We start from the raw sequence: 19,123 nt of genomic DNA, 5'->3' as shown, positions 1-19,123 counted from the left end.
TGCCCCAGGTTGTCCGGTGCCTTTTGAGTTTCGCGTGCAAGCGATAAGCAGTAAGCGATAAGCCTTTGGCTCTTGGCTTTTGGCTTACTGCTTATTGCTTATCGCTGCTTCCACGATGCCCTGCGCTTCCTCCTGGACCCTCACATCATCGCCAAACCCGCGCAGCCAGTGGACATCGGGCTCTCTGCGGAACCACGTCATCTGGCGCTTGGCGTAATTGCGATGCGCCTGCTGCGTGGCCCACACCGCCAGCTTCGGATCGATTTCCCCTCGCAGGAACTGTACGGCTTGCTTGTAGCCGAGCGAGCCTAAGGGTCGGGCGGCTTCGCCATAGCGCTCAAGCAGCTCGCGCGTCTCCTCGATGAGTCCCTGCTCGAACATGCGCTTGGCGCGCTGGTTGATGCGCGCATAAAGCGCGTTGCGCTCCGGATTCAGCCCGATGCGCAGCACGCGGAAGCCGGTAAGGGGATCGCGGCCCTTCCGCCAGAGGTCAGTCATCCTGCCGCGGGCTTGCAAACACACCTCAAGCGCGCGGATGAGCTTCGGCGCGTCGTTGGGGTGAACTTTCTCTGCCGCCGCCGGATCGAGCCGCCGAAGCATGCGGTGCAAGTGAGCCGGCCCGCGTTTGCGTGCGCTGGCGCGCAGCCGCTCGCGCAGTTCTTCCGAGCGCGGCGGGCCGGGGAACAGGCCCTCGACCAGCGCCCGCAGGTACAGCCCGGTTCCCCCGGCCACAATGGGCAGATGCCCGCGCTCGCGAATCTCCGCCAGCACGGCGCGGGCGCGACGCGCGTAATCGCCCGCGGTGATGGATTCCGTCGGCCCGACCACATCCAGCAGATGATGAGGGACGCGCCGCCGCTCTTCGGCCGAAGGCTTGGCCGTGCCGATCTCAAACTCGCGGTAGAACGCGACCGAGTCGCAGTTGACGATCTCGCCGCCGAACCGCTCCGCCAGCGCCGCTGCCAATGCGCTTTTTCCGCTGCCGGTAGGTCCAACCACGATGACCAGCAGCGGATCACGCTCTCCTGCAGCTTCTTGAGAACTCACCGCGCTCCCCACGGGATGCTGCCGCCGTAGCGCGCCAGCACAAAGGCCAGCACCAGCAGAGCGATCAGGATCAGTCCGATGGCTTCCCGCCGCTCCGCGCGCATGCTTTACCGCAACTCGTTCCTTCCCGGGTTGTAGTAAAAGTGGAAGCGCAGTTCCAGGTAATTGCCGCGGAACTCAGCAGGCAGAGGCGGGAAGGGATTGGAGGCGGTGATGCCGCCCCAGGCGGCGCGGTCGAGCGAGACGTCGCCCGAGGTCTGCGCCAGCCGCATGCCCGCTACGCTGCCGTCCTTCAGGATGGCGAACTGGATGGAGACCTTGCCGCTCTTCAGCAGCGGCGGGCGCGCGGCTTCGGGAACCAGCGCGTACCAGTTCTGGCGCACGGCCAGCAGCACACGCGACAAGTAGGGTCCGAAGTCCACGCCCATGGTGTCGCTCATGATGTCGAGGTCGCTGCGCACCTTGGCGGGAGAGCCCGGTCCCAGGCCGTAGTCGCCTCCCGAGCCCACCGTGCCCCCGGCGCCGCCGCGTGCGGCGGCCGCGCGCGTGGCTTCTTCGAGTGTGGAGCCGGCCGAGCGCCCCGTGCCGAACACGCCGCCACGTCCGCGCGCCATCGGCGGGGCCTGCAGGCTCGCCACCTCGGTTCCCGGCGGCGTTTGCTCCGTGCCGCCCTGGGCGGGCGGCGCTGCGGCGGCGCTCCCGCCTGCCTGCGGCAGGACGCCGGGCGAGGGAGGCGCCGGCGGCGCACTCACCCCCGGCGGCCCGGGACGACGGCTGTCCCGCAGCTCGTCCAGTGTCTTCTTGTCCGGCACCGGAGCCCGCGAGGTGGCGATGCGGTCCTTGTCGGAGATGATCTTCGTATCCGGCGGCTTCGCCGGGGGCGCCTGCGAGTCCGGCGGCAACTCGAGATACGTCAGCTCCTTGTTGCGCAGCAGCTCTTCGGTGGTGGCCACGGTGATGCCGCGCGACTGCGGCAGGAGCGGCGGCAGCAGCACAAGGCCCAGCACGGCCACGATGTGGGCGATGATGGAAATCAGCATGCCTTCGCGACGGCGGGCGCGCGTGCGTTCGTCGTCGATCTCCAGCAGCAGCGCGGGGGCTTCGATCTCCGGAAGCGGCGGGCGGGGCGAACCGCTGCCGTCCCGGCCGGAACCGGTCTCGGAAGCGATCGGGATGAGCTGCCGCGTGGCCACGCCTCAGTCCTGCAACCCGCGGAAGGGCAGTCGGTCGCGCGCCATCCGGCGGGAAAAGCCGTATCTATTGTCTCACTCCCTTACAGGTCGCGCCCGCCCGCAGGGACGGGAGGGAGCCGGTTCGCTACGGGTTGCGCCTTCGACGATGCCTGACGGTGCCCCATGTCTGCGCCACGCTGTTCGGCGCAGACGTGGGGTTCGTAGTCATTCATGGTGGCGTGCTCGGCTTCCCACGGCTCTCCTTATGTTTTTCCTTCGTGTCCTTTGTGGTTGGCTTTCAGTTCGCCCATTCGTCGGTGCCCCATGTCTGCGCCACGCTGTTCGACGCAGACGTGGGGTTCGTAGTCATTCATGGTGGCGCAGTCGGCTTCCCATGGCTCTCCTTCGTTCTTCCTTCGTGTCCATTGTGGTTGGCTTTTCAGTTCGCAGATCGCAGTTCGCCGATTCGCGGTGCCCCATGTCTGCGCCACGCTGTTCGGCGCAGGCGTGGGCTCAGCGTCCCGTTCCCGGCACACCTTCCAGTTGGATGCGGCGGCCGTGCTCCCGGATGGCGCCCAGGATGTCGAGTGCCAGGGACAGGGCGCGACGGCCGTCCTCGAGCGGCACCAGCGGCCGCGAGCGCTCGCGCACCGCGCGCAGGAAGGCGCGCAGCTCGGCGTGCAGAGGCTCTTCGCGCACTACCTCCGGCCGTGCCACGGCAATCCCCGGATTGGTAAACGGAAGCCCGGTTTCCTCGGGCGGGGCTGCGGCTGCGGCTGCCGGGTCCACGGTGAACACCAGCACGTCCTGCCGCGAATAGTCCACGGAGATGTACTGGTGCGGCTGGAAGAAGCGCAGCTTGCGCACCCGCTCGGTCGAGACCCGGCTGGCGGTGAAGTTGGCCACGCACCCGGAATCGAATTCCATGCGCACGTTGGCGATGTCCACCTTGGAGGAGAGGATGGGCAGGCCCACGGCGCGCACCTCCTTCACCGGCGAAGAGACGAACGAGAGCACGATATCGAGGTCGTGGATCATCAGGTCGAGCACCACGTCCACGTCGAGCGAGCGCGGCGTGAACACGCTCAGCCGGTGCACCTCGAAGAACATGGGCGAGTTCACCAGCGCCGCCGTGGCCCGCACCGCCGGGTTGAAACGCTCCAGGTGCCCCACCATGCCGATGCGCCCGGTGCGCTGCGCCAGGCGGATCAGTTCATCGGCTTCGGGTAGGGAAGCCGCCAGCGGCTTCTCAATCAGGACGTCGATGCCGGCTTCCATCAGCGCCCGCGCCACTTCCAGATGCGCCACCGTGGGCACGGCGACCGAGGCGGCATCCACCTCGCCGCGCAGTTCTTCCAGCAAGTTGAAGCGGCGAGTGGAGAACTCGGAAGCTACGGCCGCGGCGTGGGAAGGGTTGTGATCGCAGACGCCGACAAGTTCGACGTTGCCGTCCTGCTCGGCCAGCTCGCGATACACGCGGGCATGATTCCGCCCGAAAGCGCCTACGCCGACGACGGCGACCCGGGTTTTAGCGTTCTCAGGCGAAGTAGGTGGCAAGAGGAGTGTCCAGTGAATCTCTCCGTCAGGCTAACGGTCCTAAGGTGATATTCCTCTTTGCTGCCGAGTTGTCACCCGCGATGAAAACCACAAACGACTGATGAACTTCAAGCCCTCGAATGTCAACGCTGGGCAAGCCAAAGAAGGTTTGACCCGCCATAACCACTTCTCTCTCTGCAGACTGGGCAGAACGCGGACAACAGATGCAGTACCGCTGCGTATAACGGTGCCGTGTCAACTGCATGGAACCGCTACATGGTAGCAGTCTCGCCCAGAACCCCGCTTAGGTACCTCACCGACTGACGCCCGTTCCTAAGTGGAATAGCCATCCTGTCCTATCATGCATTTTGCTATTGACAAACAAAAAGCGAAAGTGCTATCCTGCTTCCGATTTTCTGGGTGGTGTCCGCGCGGCAAAGTAGGAAACCGGAGTATCCGGCAAGTCCAATGATATCAATAATTTGACCATAAGTCCCGTCTATCCAAGGATTTTGCCCGATTTCGTGCTTTAACCCGTTGATTCCATTGGACCCCAGGGGGAGGGGAGGGTATCTTGAACATCCCGCTCTGCCAGCACATCAAGGCCGATGGCAAGCGCTGCGGCTCGCCCGCCATGCGCGGCAAGCGCCTCTGCTTCTTCCACGGACGCCAGGCGCCACGCATCCGCAAGATGGCCCGCGACGGGCGCTGGCTCCCCGCCTTCCACGCCGAGCGCCCCATCGACTGGATGCTCGCCGAAACCTACCGCCTGGTCTCCGAAGGCCGGGTCTCGCTGCGCCAGGCGCAACTGCTCATCTACGCCATGCAGATCACCGTTGCCTGCGAGAAGTACAAAAGCCACGAATAGGAGGTGTTTATTCCAGGGCAAGGGCTCGAGTTCACTCGTGCCCCAATTGACCGCACGAAACCTGGGCTTCAGCCCCTGAGGCCAAAACCTCACCTCAGCGGCTAAGGCCGGGGTTCTTCCGGACCTTTTCGGCCTGGCTGAAGCCAGGCCCCTCCCCTGGGTTTTCTCGGCGCTCTCTGCGTTCTCGGCGATGAAAGAGCCGTTGCCTTTCGTGGTTCCGCTGTCACCGCGGCGCGTGCCGCGGCGCTACCATGGCATGCAGGGAAGTGATGTCGGCAATCCTTCGTAGTTCACGTTGGCGGGCCCCCGCGCCGGCGTTGATGGCGGCGCTGATCCTCCTTGCATGTCTTCTCTCGGTCGGCGCTGCGGCCCAGACAGAATCCGAAGCCAAAGACGAAAGCAACCCGTCGCTTTCAGCCGAGCAGATCCTGACGCAGGCGCGCGCGCTGCATGCGGCGGGTCGCTTCGCAGCGGCGCTCCAGCCGCTCGAGACCTATCTGGCTTCCGATCCGCGCAACACGGTGGTGCGCCTGGAATACGCGCGCACACTTGCCATCCTGCGGCGATTCCCGGAAGCGGCGCGCGAGTACCGGCGCCTGCTGGAGACGGAGCCGCAGAACGCGGCGGCCTTGGTCGGCACGGCCAAGGTGGCATCGTGGCAGGGACAGAACCAGAAGGCGCTTGAGACCTACGACCGCGTCCTGGCGCGCAATCCCACGCTCTACGACGCGCTGGTGGGGAAGGCCTTCGTGCTGTTGTGGATGGGACGCCAGGAGGAAGCGCGCGCGCTGTTCACCGAAGCGCAGCGGCAGTATCCCAACGACCGCGAAGTGCGTGAGGCGCTCGAGTCGTTGGGCGGGTCGGGCGCGAGCACGGTGAGTGCGTCGCCCGTCCGAACCGATGCGGCCGGCGAGCACGCAAAACCCGCGACGGACGAGACCTGGAAGCCGGTGGCGAGCGAGGACGCAAAGCCTGCTCCGGCGGAGACTCCGAAGCCGGCGCCGGCAGAAGCTCAGAAGCCGGCGAGCGGGCCGCCTGTCGCGAGCCTTTCGCCCGGCGCTGTGGTTCGGACTCCCGTTGCCCCTCCTGCGACGCGGGGCAGCAAGACGATGAAACCGACGGCCGCGCCGGTTGCGGTGCTGCGGCAGGAATCCGATGGTACGCAAGCCGCGGCGGGTTCTTCGTCGCCGCTGCGCATCTCGCTGGCCGGCGCCATCCAGTTTGTGCTGTTGGGGCTGGTGGCGGTGGTGGTGGGCGCGATCGCCTACCGCACGTATCGTGTGCGCCTCCCGGCAGCGCCGCTGCCGGGGCGGCGGGTCTTCGAGCTGCCGCCGAGTTCCCTGGTTCAGCCGCCGCAACCGGCACGCAACGGCAACGGGAAGGAAGGGCCGCTGGCGGGGCGCGTTTTGGTCGTCCATCCGCAGGAAGCGGTGCGTGACTTTGCGCGCAAAGTGCTGGCGGGCGCGGGCGCCGAGGTGCTGGCGCTGGGACGCGGCGAAGACGCCGTGGTTCGGCTGGAGAAATCGCCCTACGACGCCATTGTTGTCAGCGACCGGTTGCCGGCGGGCTGGAGCGGCCGTGAGATCTATCGCTGGCTGGAGCGCCACCAGCCGGGCGCGGAGCGCAAGTTCGTGCTGGCGCTCACCGACGAAACCGACGCCGAGATGCAGGCCTTCCTGGAGGAATCGCGGGCGCTGGCCATCTCCGCGCCCTTCGGCGTCAGCGACCTCCTGGCCATGACGCGGTTGGCGATGGGAAGGGCGAGAACGAACGGCGATCTGCGAACTACGAACTGAGAAACTGAGAACTGAGAACTGAGAACTGTTACTGCCTCCTCGCCTTCTTCAGCAACGCCATCTGGCCCGCGTGGTAGATGTTGTGCTGCACCAGACCGTGCAGCATGAAATAGACCGTTTGCGGCTTGCCCGGCACTTTGCGCCCGAGGCGCGAGTCAGGGATGCGCCGCACGGCGCGATGCAGCGCGCGGTGCGCGTCCGCAAGCGCCTGTTGAGCCCGCTTCCAGGCGGCGGCGCTCGTATCGGTGACTTTGGGGAAGTTCTCTGCGGCGGAGACGCGCACGCTCCGTCCCTCCACGCGGCGCAGCACGGCGCGGTTCCAGGTGGTGACGTGCAGCACCAGCTCCCAGATGGAGTGCGCGTGCGGCACCGGATGCGCGGCGGCGCGGCGCGCGTCCACTCCGGCGAGCACCTGGCGCAGCGAGGGGCCGTGCCAGGCGCCACCGGCGTAGGAGCGCTGGAGCTGGTCGGCAATGCGGATAGTCTCTTTCATGGGTAGATCCTTCACTTCGTTCAGGATTCCGGCGCGCGGCTCAGAACGCTGCTTAAGCGCCTAAAGTTTCGCGTTTCACGTTTCGCGTTTCAAGTTTCATGTTCGGCCTCTCATGTTTCTGCTTTTGTCGAGAAACGAGAAACGAGAAACGAGAAACCAGAGCTACGGAACGTCGGCCTGGATAGCGATGCCGGCGTCGTCGGCGGCGTGGAGCATGGCGTCGCCGTCGAGCAGCAGGCATTTGCCGGCGTCGAGGGCGAGGCAGGTGGCGCCGGCGCGGCACATGGCGTCAATGGTGGGCAGGCCGACGACGGGGACGTCGAAGCGCATGTCCTGACCGGGTTTTGCGACCTTCACCACGGTGAGAGAGCGCCGCAGGGTGGAGGCAGAGCCTTCGAGGCTCTTCATGATCTCGCCGGCGCGCAGGATGGCGGCGTCGGTGCCTTCCATGGCTTCGACGGCGACGCAGGCGGCGCCGGCCACGACTACAGTCTGCCCGATGTCGTGCTGCGCCAGGTGGCGTGCGACGCCGCGGCCGTAGGCGATGTCCGCAGCTTCCTCGGCGGTGGGCTTGCGTTTGGTGAGCACGCCGTTGCGTGCCAGCAGGGGCTCCAGATAGGCGGTGGAATCCATGAGGACGATGCCTTCGTCGGCCAGCACGTTGGCGACGGCCCCGATGATGGCGTCAGTGTTGCGCGAGCGGAGCGAGAGCAGGAGCTTCGCCAGCCGCCAGTCGGGCTTGATGGAAGAGAAGATCTGCTTGTGTTTCACCTGGCCGGCCATCACGGCGCGCGTGACGCCCGCCTGCTTGAAGGTGTCGATGAGGCGGCTGAGTTCGCCGAGCGACAGCCAGTGGACGGCGGCCGCGCCGCGCGATTCGATCTCCGGCCAGGTCTCTTCCTTGATGGCAGCTACCACCACTTCGGCGCCCCGAGAGACCGCGGCCTCCAGCACCAGGAGCGGGAAGCGGCCGTTGCCGGCAATGAGACCGAGACGGTCAGGCATGGTGGAGCCAGTGTAGCAGCGGTGAACCGTGAGGCGGCAGGTGGCGGGGGAATGGAAAGCATTCAGCAATCAGCATTCAGCAGTCAGCCAATGCGAATAGTGCCAGCTCCGGCGTTTTGGCTGATTGCTGATTGCTGAGTGATGACGGCTACTTGATAATCCCGCGCTGCGAACTCTCGATGAAGCGGATGAGCAAGGAGACGTCTTCGCCGAGGTCACCCTCGCCTTTGAGCTTCGCGAGCGCCTGAGCGGTGTTGAGTTTCGAAGCCAGCAGAACCTTATAGGCGTGATGGAGCCTGCGGATGCGTTCCGGGCTGAAGCCGCGGCGTTCCAGGCCGACCTTGTTGAAGCTGTAGGCGTGGACTTCGCGCTTGGCGCTGGTGAGCGAAAAGGGCAGGACGTCCTGGGTGATGGTGGTGCCGCCCCCGATATACGCGTGCGTCCCGATGCGCACAAACTGATGCACGGGACAGAGGGCGCCGACCACAGCCCAGTCCTCGACGGTGACATGGCCGGCGAGGGTGGCGGCATTGGCCAGCATGGCGTGGTCGCCGATGATGCAGTCATGGGCGATGTGCGTATAGGCCATGATGAGGGTGTGGCTGCCGATGCGGGTGACGCCTCCGCCGCCCTGGGTGCCGCGATGGATGGTGACGCACTCGCGGATGGTGTTGTGATCGCCGATCTCCAGGCGGGTCTTTTCCCCGGGCGTGAATTTCAAGTCCTGCGGATCAAGGCCGACCGAGGCGAAAGGGAAGATGCGGTTGTGGCTGCCCATGCGCGTCGGTCCCTGCATGGCCACGTGGGAGATGAGCTCGCAGTGCTCGCCCATTTCCACGTCCGGCCCGATCACGCAGTACGGTCCGATGCGGCAGGTAGCGGGAATAACGGCGCCGGGATCGACGATCGCGGTGGGATGGATGCTGGTTGGAGTCTCGAGTTTCACACGTTGCGGGGACTATCCCTCCGGCTCGCCGGCTTCGGCCGCAGGCTGCGCGCGGCGCCGGTCGACGAGCGCGCAGCTCACGGTGGCCTCGCAGGCCAGCTTGCCGTCGACATAGGCCTTGCCCTGCATGCGGACGGCGGTCATGCGCCAGGCCGTCACCTCGACCTCGATGCGGAGCTGGTCGCCGGGCAGCACGGGCCTGCGGAAGCGGGCGCGCTCGATGCCGGTAAAGACCATGAGCTTGTCGTCGCGGTCTTCCACTTCGGTGAGCAGCAGAGCGCCGCCGGCCTGCGCAATCGCTTCCACGATGAGCACGCCGGGCATGATGGGCTGGCCGGGGAAATGGCCGGCAAAGTAGGGCTCGTTCACGCTCACGTTCTTGATGGCAACGATGCGCTGCTTGCGCGTAAGGTCGATGACGCGATCGATGAGCAGGAAAGGATAGCGATGGGGCAGGATCTTCTGGATCTCGGCGATGGAGAGCACGGAGCGCGGCTCGGCGGGCGCTTCCGCCAGCTCGGTCTTGGCGTGATCGGTCATGTCGATTCGCACTCGGCGGAAGTTGCGTCCCGGTGCTGGGCAACGATTATAGTGGATGCGCGAAGGAGGGCGCGCAGGGAGGAGAGGAAGCAGCCCGGAATTCCCCCGTTGGCGAAGGCGTCCAATCTATCCGTTATACTTATATCCATGCATGGAACACTCGTAACAAAAGGTGGCGCGACCGGCGGCTTGTCCGATCTGCTGGCCTACTTCCGCGAGCGGCAGCCGCAGATGACGGAGACGCTGCGCAAGCTGGTGGAAATGGAGTCGCCCAGCAACGACAAGGCGGCGGCGGACCGTCTGGCCGCCCATCTGGCGGAGACCTTCGAACGCCTGGGCGGGCGGACGCGCCTGCATCGCGCCGAGCAGTTCGGCGACCACGTGGAGGCGGAGTTCGCCGGCGGCGCGGGCAAGCCGGTGCTGCTGCTGGGCCACTATGACACGGTGTGGGAGCTGGGCACGCTGGCGAGCATGCCGTTCCGCATCGCGGACGGACGGGCCTACGGGCCGGGCGTGTATGACATGAAGGCGGGCATCACGCTGATGATGTACGCGCTCGAAGGATTGCTGGAGACACGCGGCGCGCTGCCGCGTCCGGTGCGCCTGCTGCTGGTCTCCGACGAAGAAGTCGGCAGCGAATCGTCGCGGGCCATCACCGAAGGGCTGGCGAGGGAGTCGGCGGCGGTGCTGGTGCTCGAACCCGCCACCGGTCCGGAAGGTGCGGTGAAGACCTCGCGCAAGGGAGTGGGTGAGTATCGCGTGAAAATCACCGGCATCCCCGTGCACGCCGGGATCGAGCCCCAGAAGGGCGCGAGCGCCATCCACGAACTGGCGCGGCAGATCGCCCGCATCGAGAAATTCAATGACTACGAACGGGGTTTGACGGTGAACGTCGGTGTGATCGGGGGCGGAACGCGGACCAACGTGGTGGCCGCGGAAGCGTGGGCGGCGGTGGATGTGCGCGTGGCGCGCATGAGCGACGCGCCGCGCATCGAGCGCAAGTTCCGCTCGCTGCGGCCCAAGGATGAGCGCTGCAAGCTGGAAGTGACCGGCGGCGTGAATCGTCCGCCCATGGAGCGGACCGAAGGGGTGGCGACGCTCTACGAATTGGCGCGCGAGCTGGCGCGCGGTCTCGGCGTGGACCTGAAGGAGTCAGCCACCGGAGGCGGTTCGGACGGCAACTTCACCGCGGCGCTTGGCGTGCCCACACTGGATGGGTTGGGAGGATTGGGCGACGGCGCCCATGCCCGCCATGAGCAGGTTGTGCTGGACGCATTGCCCTGGAAGGCGGTGCTGGTCGCCGGACTGATCGCCTCCGTCAAGGACTGAGCGGATTCGCCCCGACGCCGGCCAGTTTTGACTCGGCCGATGGGGAAGCCTAGAATCGAAACAGATTCGGAGGTTCCATGGGCAAAATCGGCATGCCGGAAATCATCCTGCTGCTGGCGCTGGCGCTGCTGATCTTCGGCGCGGGCCGTCTTTCGGAGCTGGGCAAGGGACTGGGCGAAGGCATCCGCAATTTCAAGAGCGCCCTGAAGGAAGGCGAAAAGGAAGGCGAGAAGAAGAGCTAGGCACGACGAGTTTACGCACTCCTCCTCTGTTGTTCTTGTTTTACTCCGCGAACACCTCTGCAACGGCCGGTCAATTTTGCGATCTGCGAACTGTGAACCGCGAACCAAAGGCTCAAACCACGCCGTGCCGGCGTAGCATGGCGTAGACCATAGGAACCGGCAAGCCCACCACGTTGAAGTAGCAGCCCTCGATGCGGGTGGCCCAGCGGGAGGCGAGGCCCTGGATGGCGTAGGCGCCGGCCTTGTCGAGGGGCTCGCCGGTGGCTACGTAGTCGCGGATCTCGGCCGCCGACAGCCGGGCGAAGGTGACGCGCGTGGTCCGGGCGCGGACGTCTTCCACGTCGGGTCCAAGCAGGCACACCGCGGTGATGACGCGATGGCTGCGGCCGGAGAGGCGGCGCAGCATGCGGCGGGCGTCGGCAGCGTTGCGCGGCTTTTCCAGGATTTCACCACCCACGACCACAATGGTGTCGGCGCCGAGCACGAAATCCTGCGGGTGGCGGGCAAAGACCGCGGCAGCCTTCTCGCGCGCCAGGCGCCTGGCGAAGGCGAGCGGCGACTCGCGCGCCCGGCGGCGCTCCGGGACATCAGCGCTCTTCACCGTGAAGCCAATGCCGGCGTTGCGCAGGAGTTCCTGACGGCGCGGCGAAGCGGAAGCCAGAATCAGAGGCATGCAGAAACGATTCTACCCAAGGCCTAAGCGCTGTCTGGCGCGCTGTGCGCCCTTCTGCCAACTAAGGGCGGCCACTCCATGCGACGCTTGTTGACTTAGGGGCCCAGTCCAGGTGTAACGTTTCCCGGCAAGCGGCATCTGGCAGGGGCACGGGGGTGCAGACCTGCTCCGGGGGGGGGCTGGAGGGTATCGTCTACTTCCCACAAAGGTCCGCCGAAACTCGAAGTCCACGAGAACGGAGAGGGAGATTCTCAACCCAAAGGAGATTCTCATGCGTGTCGCACTGAAATGGATGCTGGTAGTGATGGCAGTGTGCGCGGTGGGCTGGGCGCAGTTGCCGACTTCCACCTTGAACGGAACGGTGACGGATCCGCAAGGCGCGGTAGTCAGCGGAGCCAAGGTCACCCTGACGCAGACCGGGACAGGAACCACCCGGGTGCTCACCACCGGGACGGATGGCAACTACACCTTCGCCAATCTGACACCTGGCGATTACAGCATGCGGATCGAGGCCCAAGGCTTCGCCACGCAGGAGACCAAGGACCTGCACCTGGACGTGGGTATCGCCCGGACGTTCAACGTTTCCCTGAAGGTAGCGCAGGCCGGAGAAGTCATCACGGTCAGCAGCCAGGAAGCGGGCTTGGAACTCACGCAGTCGCAGGTACAGGGTCTGATCGGGTCCAACACCGTGGAGAGCATCCCGCTCAACGGGCGCAATTTTTTGGAGTTGGCGTATCTGCTGCCCGGGAACCGGCCGGCGACGAACTACGATCCCACCAAGACCAACACGCTGGAAGTTTCTTCGGCGGGGGCGTTCGGGCGCGGCGGCAATATCACGGTAGACGGAGGGGATAACAACGACGAGGTAGTGGGGGGCACGCTGGCCAACTTCCCGCAGGACGGCGTACAGGAGTTTCAGATCGCCACTAACCGATTCACGGCCGAGGTAGGCCGGTCGGGCTCGAGCATCATCAACATCATTACGAAGTCGGGAACCAACGTCTGGCACGGCTCGGGATTCTTCTTCTTCCGCCACAAGGCGCTGCAGGGGAGGGATGCGCTTTTGAGAGATCAGCCGAAGCCGCCCTTCGATCGTGAACAGTTCGGGGGATCGCTGGGTGGCCCGATCAAGCGGGACAAGGCCTTCTGGTTCGTCTCTGTGGAGGACCGGAACCAGGATGCAGCCGTGCCGGTAGGGGAGCGTGACCTTGCCAATTACGCCACCTGCAGCGTTACCCAGTCGTCCGAGTGCATCATCCGCACGGCCGCAGCTGCGCCGCTGGACGATGTGCTGCTGAACTCGAGGGCGGACTTCAAGCTGACGGACGACGACAACCTGTTCATCCGGTACGCTTTCAACCGCTCGCTGGAAGTAGCCAACGGCAGCCTGTCGTTGGGGGTCGGGTCGGCCGCCAACCGCCAGAGTTCGCTGAACCGCTTCAACTCCATCGTGACCGACTGGACGAGACAGATTGGGAACAACAAGATCAATGATCTGATGTTCCATGTGGATCTGTTCATCAACGAGATTCCATCCTTCGACGAAAACACGCCGCTCACCGACCCTGCGGGGATAGCCGCCGGGCACGAGATCCGCTTCCTGTCGGGCGGCCTGCAGGACGGGGCCAACTTCCGCATTCCGCAGCGGACGCGGATGAATCGCTATCAGATCAAGGACAATTTCTCCTGGACGGCAGGCAAGCACACGATCCGCTTCGGTGGAGAGTGGCAGAACGCGGGGTCGGATGTTGTGTTCGACCTGTTCGGCAGCGGCAGTATCTTCACGGTCGAGGACTTCGGCAGCCAAGACCGCAACAATGACGGCGTCATCAACGACCTGGACATTCCGGTCCTGCTGACCGTTCTAGGCACGGCGCCCAACCGTCCGCCGACGGCTCCCTACTATCGCAACAACTACTTCGGTTTGTACTTCCAGGATGACTGGAAGGTGGCCTCGAACCTGACATTGAATCTGGGCCTACGCTGGGATTTCGATGACGATGTACTGGGCGAAGGCCCGCTCAGCCAACCGTGCGCGGACCCGACGGTTCTGACCACCACCGCGGGCTGTGTATGGTTGAGGAGCGTGCTGGGCCCGCATAATGCTCCGAAGTTCCACAACTTCGGCCCCCGCTTCGGGTTTGCCTGGGATCCCTTCAAGAAGGGAACCACCGTGGTGCGTGGCGGCTACGGGATTTACTACGACCGCGTGGTGATCGAGGTGCCCATCCTGGAAGTGCTGGTGGACGGTCGGGTGCTGCAGATCGGCGCCTTGGGTGGATCCACCTGCAATGGCGGTGGGGACTGTTTCCAGGCCAACGCACTCTTCGACCCGGGCACGCCGACACTGGACAACCCGTTCGTGGGAACGCCGGGTTCGATCCCGCTCGGCGGTTTCAACTTTGTAGACAATAACGTGCGGCAACCGCTGGTGCACCAGTTCAGCTTCGGTGTGCAGCATCAGATCGGCCGGAACTGGGTGATCTCTGCGGATGGAGTCCATAACTTCGGGCAGCGGTTGTTGACTGGGCGCTTCCTGCGGGCCGGGACCAGCCTGATTCCCTCCATCCCGCTGATCGTCGATCCCAGTTCGGGCTTCCCCGGTCCGTGCCCGGCCTCCGGCGGAGTCGATCCGTGCGCGGTCACCGATCCGGCGACGGGCATTCAGGACAGGATCCAACTGATCGCGTCGGCGGCCAAGTCCTGGTACAGCGGTTTGCTGGCGAGCCTGCAGAAACGACCCACGGGCAGCGGGGCGTGGAAGTGGGGCTTCAACGTCAACTACACATTGTCGAAGAGCTACAACTTCGCCAACGACGATCAGATCCCCTTCAACGCCGCGGAAGACGCGGTCAACCTGAACTTCGGCACAAACAACCCGCGGATCGAGAAAGGCTATTCGCCCACGGACGAGCGTCATCGGTTCGTCTTCTACGGCATTTTCGAGATGCCCTGGCAGATCAGCTTTTCGCCGATCCTGACCATCAGCTCGAGTGTGCCCATGGATCCGTTCGTACCGGAGCTGAACTCGCGCCTGCCCATTTTGCAGCGCAACTCGCTGGGCAGGGATATCAGGACGGGGGCGGAATTGAAAGCAGCCGTTGCAAGATGGAACGCGCTAACGCCTTGCCTCGATCCAACAACTACGGCTCCCTCAGCGCGCATCTTTCCCTGCCGTGCGGGAGGATTGTTAACGGTCAACATCCCGGACAACGAAGAGTTTGGAGACGGCTTCAACTCGCTCGATTTCCGTGTGACGAAGACGTGGACCTTCGCCGAGCGCCACAACTTCCAGTTCATCACGGAGGTGTTCAACGTCTTCAACAGCACAAACATTCGGGGTTTCAACAACCGGAACTTCTCGGGCTTCAACAACGCCATCACCTCGTCCGGTTTCAACACTCCCCTGCAAACTGCCGGGCGGTTTTTCGGGTCGGGCGGGGCGCGGGCGCTGCAGTTCGCGGTGCGGTACAGCTTTTAACTGCAGTTGCCAGTGGTCAGTGGCTAGTTGTCAGTGTTCGCGGGGCCGAAGGGCCCCGCGATTCTTTCTCACTTCCTTTTTCCCGCTGCGGCTGATTGCGCGGCCGGGCGGCCGCGCCACGAGCCCCGGCTGCTACAATGGAAGCTCCCACCTGCAGCGATGGACCGCCATTACATCCGCAACTTTGCCATCATCGCCCACATCGACCACGGCAAGAGCACGCTGGCCGACCGGCTGCTGGAACTGACCGGGGCGCTTTCCGCACGGGAGATGCAGGAGCAGGTGCTGGACGCGATGGACCTGGAGCGGGAGCGCGGCATCACCATCAAGGCGCATGCCGTACGCATGATGTACACGGCGCAGGATGGGCAGACCTACCAGCTCAATCTGATCGATACGCCCGGCCACGTGGACTTCTCCTACGAAGTTTCGCGCTCGCTGGCGTCGTGTGAGGGCGCCCTGCTGGTGGTGGACGCGTCGCAGGGCGTGGAGGCCCAGACGCTGGCCAACTCCTACCTGGCCATCAATCACGGCCTGGAGATCATTCCGGTGATCAACAAGATCGACCTGGCCAGCGCCGACATCGCGCGGTGCAAGCAGCAGATCGAGCAGGCGGTGGGATTGGACACGGCCGATGCGCTGCTGGTGAGCGCCAAGACCGGGCAGGGCGTGCCGGAAGTGCTGGAGGCGATTGTGAAGCGGGTGCCTCCGCCCAAGGGCTCGCCGGCGACGCCGCTGCAGGCGCTGGTGTTCGATTCCTGGTTCGATCCGTACCGCGGGGTGTGCGTGCTGGCGCGCGTGGTACACGGCACGCTGCGGCGCGGGCAGAAGATCCGCCTGTGGTCGAACGGCAAGGTGTTCGAGGTGGAGACGCTGGGCGTGCTGACGCCGAAACCGGTGGAAGTGGAACAGCTCACGGCGGGCGAAGTGGGCTTCTTGTTCGCCAACATCAAGAACGTGGCCGACAGCAAGATCGGCGACACCATCACCGACGAGGCGCGGCCGGCGATCGAGCCGCTGCCCGGCTTCGAAGAGATCAAGCCCATGGTGTTCGCCGGGATGTACACGGTGGACGCCCATGAGCACACGCAGTTGCGCGACGCGCTGGAGAAGCTGCGGCTGAACGATTCTTCGTTCTTCTTCGAGCCGGAGAGCTCGGCGGCGCTGGGCTTCGGCTTCCGCTGCGGCTTCCTGGGGTTGTTGCACATGGAGATCATCCAGGAGCGGCTGGAGCGGGAGTTCAGTCTCGATTTGATCACCACCGCGCCCAGCGTCCGCTACAAGATCACCCGGACCGACGGCCAGGTGGTGGAGGTGGACAATCCGGCGAAGTGGCCGCCGCAGAGCGAGATCAAGAAGATCGAAGAGCCGGTGATCCTGGCCACCATCCTGACGTCGGAAGAGTACGTGGGCGGCATCCTGAAGCTGGTGGAGGAGAAACGCGGGCGGCAGAAGGCGTTCGAGTACGTGAGCGCGTCGCGCGTGATGCTGAACTACGAGCTGCCGCTGAATGAGATCGTGCTGGACTTTTACGACCGGCTGAAGTCGGTGTCGCGGGGCTACGCCTCGCTCGATTACCACCTTTCCGGAACCTGGGAGTCGCCCATGGTGAAACTGGACATTCTGGTGGCGGGCGAGCCGGTGGATGCGCTTTCCCTGATCGTTCATCGGGACTTCGCTTACGAGCGCGGACGGGCCCTGGCTTCCAAGATGCGCGAGCTGATCCCGCGGCAGATGTTCGAGGTCGCCATCCAGGCGGCGGTGGGAGGCAAGGTAATAGCCCGCGAAACCGTTCCCGCCATCCGCAAGAACGTTCTCGCCAAGTGCTACGGCGGCGACATCACCCGCAAACGCAAGCTGCTGGAGAAGCAGAAAGAAGGCAAGAAACGGATGAAGCGCATCGGGCGGGTGGACATTCCGCAGGAGGCGTTTCTGGCCGTGCTGCGGGTGGGGGAAGGCGAAAAGTAGCCTGTGGAAAATTTTGTGGATTTCGCTCGAGTCCGGCTTCTGGGGCGCGAGTCAACGCTGGCTCCAACCCGTCACGTCGCCCCTATGGCGTCGCTAAGTTATTATGCAAGAAGCAGTTAGTTAAGGAGTCAGGCGTTCCTGGCCGGTCCATCCCCTTAGACTGACGCCGCCTTCAGCACGAATCGTTTTGCACAAAGCCTGGTGCTGTCGCTAGCGATTCCGGGCCAGGATGAAGTTGACCGTGATTTGTGTTTCCACCTCCACCGGGACGCTACCCAGGAAGAACGGCCGGTAACGCCACTGCTGGACGGCGTCCACCGCCGCCTGCTGCAGCATCGGGTGGCCGCTCACGACGCGCAGGCTTTCGATGGTGCCGGTCTTGCTGATAATGGCGTGCAAGACGACCGTTCCTTCGATGCCGGCGAGCAGGGCGATCTTCGGATAAACAGGTTGCACACGATGAATGAGCTGTCCGGCAGTCACGCCTGCGGAGACGACCATGCGCTGCGGCGGCGGAGGCGGCACGGGCGGGGGAGTGGTGCGCATAAAGTCGCCGACCGATCGGGGAACTCCATCCGGCGAACACAGCAAGCATCCTCCGCCGGGCTGGGTTCCGGCGTGAGGCGGTCCCGGCGGGTCGTCCATGATGTCTTCGGCAATCGTGGGCGGTATGGGTGGAGGGGCTACGAGAGAATCCGGCGATAGGAAAGCTCGTGAGGTCCGGCCTGACTTGGGACCCGGAGGGATGCGGCTCGGCGTTCCGAGTGGCACTGGTACCGGGGCAACGACGGTGCGCAGTGCGGGCAGAGCCTCGGTGTGCAACAGGGGAATCAGGACGAAAAGCCCGAGCGCCAGCGACTGCAAGGCGACCGATGCCGCCGTGGTCCAGCCGGGGCGGGAACGCAGGCGTCCCGAGGATTCGAGCAGGCTGCTTTCAAACATGGCGCGCCTCCTGCCAGCTTGGACACCAGGCGGAGCCAGCGGCGGTGCGAGGAGGCGGCAAAACCTGGGACGAACGGAGAAGCGCGCAAACGAAAGGGCCGCTCGCAGGCGGCCCTGAACCCCTTTACTGTGGATTGCGGGTCGTGGCGCCGGTGCCGGTGCGCGGCTGCTGCGGGGCGGCCGCCGTGGTGCCGGTTCCGCCAGCGGGCCGCGCCGCAGACGGAGCCGCCGGCGGCGGAGCGGGGACGCCGGAAACGGCGTTGTAGGCGGCGATGACGTCCTGGGTGATATCCACCGTGGGCTGCCACCAGAGCAGGGGATTCTGGGCATCGCTCTCGTCGTACTTCAGGACCAGCGAGAAGTTGTTGTTGCGGGCGTAGGTCACCAGCACCTCGCCCAGCTTGCGGTAGATGCGCTCGGCGATCTCATTCTGCTGGGTCTGGAACTCGGTGCGGGCGTCCTCCAGGGAGCGCTGCAGGGTCTTCTGCTTCTGCTCGACGGTGCGGCTGAGATTGGCGCGCGCCTCGTCGTTCATCTTGTCGCTCTGGGTGGTGAGCTGCTTCTTCAGGTCCTCGAGTTCCTTGCTGAGGTTCTGCAGCTCGGCCTGCTTGGGCTCGAATTTTTTCTGCAGTGCGCCGAAGTCGCGTTGTCCCTCGTTGCAGAGGGCGATGGCGGCGTTGAAGTTAATGACGCCGACCTTGGCGGCGGCGGGCGCAGCCGACGTGGGCGTGGCGGGCGCTGGAGTGGCCTGGGTTCCCGGGGCGGGAGCCGGCCGCGCGGGCGTGGTTGCTTGCGGATTCGCGGCGCCGGCCGGACGGTTCTGCGTGGCCCCGGTCTGGGCCAGCGCGGAAATGGACAACAGGGCAACCACCAGGACAAGTGTTACAGACTGACGTGTCATCGGTTCGCTTGGACTCCTCGGAAGATGGCGCGATTCCTCAAGAACGTTGCAGGCGGCGCTGGACTCGGGTCCAGCCTTCATTCCCTACTTCCCGCGGCCAGGCGTGAACAGTCCGCTGGTGAGGATGCAAGCCATTATAGGGGCTGGTTTGGCTGGCGTCAAACGCCGGGTTCCGCCGCCTGCA

16 protein-coding genes are annotated in these 19,123 nt (G+C 64.9%); 6 read left to right on the top strand and 10 right to left on the bottom strand.

Annotated elements, in window-relative coordinates; translation table 11 throughout:
• Nucleotides 1–84: 84 nt before the first annotated feature.
• The 3 genes from miaA to VNK82_10320 all read right to left on the bottom strand — a co-directional run bounded on the left by miaA (nt 85) and on the right by VNK82_10320 (nt 3,776).
• On the bottom strand, nt 85–1,047 hold the full coding sequence (gene miaA / locus VNK82_10330; GenBank protein HXE91347.1) for a tRNA (adenosine(37)-N6)-dimethylallyltransferase MiaA: 963 nt from the start codon (nt 1,045–1,047) through the stop codon (nt 85–87).
• Between the two features lie 107 nt (nt 1,048–1,154).
• Nucleotides 1,155–2,240 (bottom strand): TonB family protein, encoded by a 1,086-nt coding sequence (locus VNK82_10325; protein HXE91346.1) that lies wholly within the window; start codon nt 2,238–2,240, stop codon nt 1,155–1,157.
• Between the two features lie 492 nt (nt 2,241–2,732).
• On the bottom strand, nt 2,733–3,776 hold the full coding sequence (locus VNK82_10320; GenBank protein ID HXE91345.1) for a Gfo/Idh/MocA family oxidoreductase: 1,044 nt from the start codon (nt 3,774–3,776) through the stop codon (nt 2,733–2,735).
• 553 nt (nt 3,777–4,329) lie between these two features.
• Here VNK82_10320 and VNK82_10315 point away from each other — a divergent pair.
• Entirely contained in the window at nt 4,330–4,623 is a 294-nt protein-coding gene (locus tag VNK82_10315) for a hypothetical protein (GenBank protein ID HXE91344.1), read from the top strand.
• A gap of 320 nt (nt 4,624–4,943) precedes the next feature.
• On the top strand, nt 4,944–6,419 hold the full coding sequence (locus VNK82_10310) for a tetratricopeptide repeat protein (GenBank protein ID HXE91343.1): 1,476 nt from the start codon (nt 4,944–4,946) through the stop codon (nt 6,417–6,419).
• Between the two features lie 28 nt (nt 6,420–6,447).
• Here the strand turns inward: VNK82_10310 and VNK82_10305 are convergent, their stop codons facing one another.
• The 4 genes from VNK82_10305 to fabZ form a co-directional block, all read right to left on the bottom strand.
• Nucleotides 6,448–6,912 carry a DinB family protein gene (locus VNK82_10305; GenBank protein ID HXE91342.1) on the bottom strand — a complete coding sequence of 155 codons (465 nt, stop codon included), beginning with the start codon at nt 6,910–6,912 and terminating at the stop codon, nt 6,448–6,450.
• Nucleotides 6,913–7,074: 162 nt separating this feature from the next.
• On the bottom strand, nt 7,075–7,917 hold the full coding sequence (gene lpxI / locus VNK82_10300) for a UDP-2,3-diacylglucosamine diphosphatase LpxI (protein HXE91341.1): 843 nt from the start codon (nt 7,915–7,917) through the stop codon (nt 7,075–7,077).
• 148 nt (nt 7,918–8,065) lie between these two features.
• Nucleotides 8,066–8,863 (bottom strand): acyl-ACP--UDP-N-acetylglucosamine O-acyltransferase, encoded by a 798-nt coding sequence (gene lpxA / locus VNK82_10295; GenBank protein ID HXE91340.1) that lies wholly within the window; start codon nt 8,861–8,863, stop codon nt 8,066–8,068.
• Between the two features lie 12 nt (nt 8,864–8,875).
• On the bottom strand, nt 8,876–9,403 hold the full coding sequence (gene fabZ / locus VNK82_10290; protein HXE91339.1) for a 3-hydroxyacyl-ACP dehydratase FabZ: 528 nt from the start codon (nt 9,401–9,403) through the stop codon (nt 8,876–8,878).
• Between the two features lie 147 nt (nt 9,404–9,550).
• Between fabZ and VNK82_10285 the strand changes: the two genes are divergently transcribed.
• Nucleotides 9,551–10,732, top strand: a complete 1,182-nt coding sequence (locus tag VNK82_10285; protein HXE91338.1) for a M20 family metallopeptidase — start codon at nt 9,551–9,553, stop codon at nt 10,730–10,732.
• Nucleotides 10,733–10,809: 77 nt separating this feature from the next.
• Nucleotides 10,810–10,974 carry a twin-arginine translocase TatA/TatE family subunit gene (gene tatA, locus VNK82_10280; GenBank protein HXE91337.1) on the top strand — a complete coding sequence of 55 codons (165 nt, stop codon included), beginning with the start codon at nt 10,810–10,812 and terminating at the stop codon, nt 10,972–10,974.
• A gap of 112 nt (nt 10,975–11,086) precedes the next feature.
• Here the strand turns inward: tatA and VNK82_10275 are convergent, their stop codons facing one another.
• Complete coding sequence (locus tag VNK82_10275) at nt 11,087–11,647, bottom strand: Maf family protein (GenBank protein ID HXE91336.1); 561 nt, start codon at nt 11,645–11,647, stop codon at nt 11,087–11,089.
• Nucleotides 11,648–11,918: 271 nt separating this feature from the next.
• Between VNK82_10275 and VNK82_10270 the strand changes: the two genes are divergently transcribed.
• Both VNK82_10270 and lepA read left to right on the top strand, forming a co-directional pair.
• Nucleotides 11,919–15,128: a TonB-dependent receptor gene (locus tag VNK82_10270; GenBank protein HXE91335.1), complete on the top strand. Its 3,210-nt coding sequence runs from the start codon at nt 11,919–11,921 to the stop codon at nt 15,126–15,128.
• A 159-nt stretch (nt 15,129–15,287) separates the two neighbouring features.
• Nucleotides 15,288–17,096, top strand: coding sequence for a translation elongation factor 4 (lepA, locus tag VNK82_10265; GenBank protein ID HXE91334.1), 1,809 nt, complete (start codon nt 15,288–15,290; stop codon nt 17,094–17,096).
• Between the two features lie 210 nt (nt 17,097–17,306).
• On the opposite strand, the gene VNK82_10260 is transcribed toward lepA, so the two are convergent.
• Nucleotides 17,307–18,038 (bottom strand): energy transducer TonB, encoded by a 732-nt coding sequence (locus VNK82_10260; GenBank protein ID HXE91333.1) that lies wholly within the window; start codon nt 18,036–18,038, stop codon nt 17,307–17,309.
• 124 nt (nt 18,039–18,162) lie between these two features.
• On the bottom strand, nt 18,163–18,939 hold the full coding sequence (locus tag VNK82_10255) for an OmpH family outer membrane protein (GenBank protein ID HXE91332.1): 777 nt from the start codon (nt 18,937–18,939) through the stop codon (nt 18,163–18,165).
• Nucleotides 18,940–19,123 lie beyond the last annotated feature (184 nt).

The sequence above is a fragment of the Terriglobales bacterium genome (assembly GCA_035573675.1).
Classification (GTDB): domain Bacteria; phylum Acidobacteriota; class Terriglobia; order Terriglobales; family Acidobacteriaceae; genus DATMAB01.
This window is presented reverse-complemented; position numbering and strand designations above follow the sequence as displayed.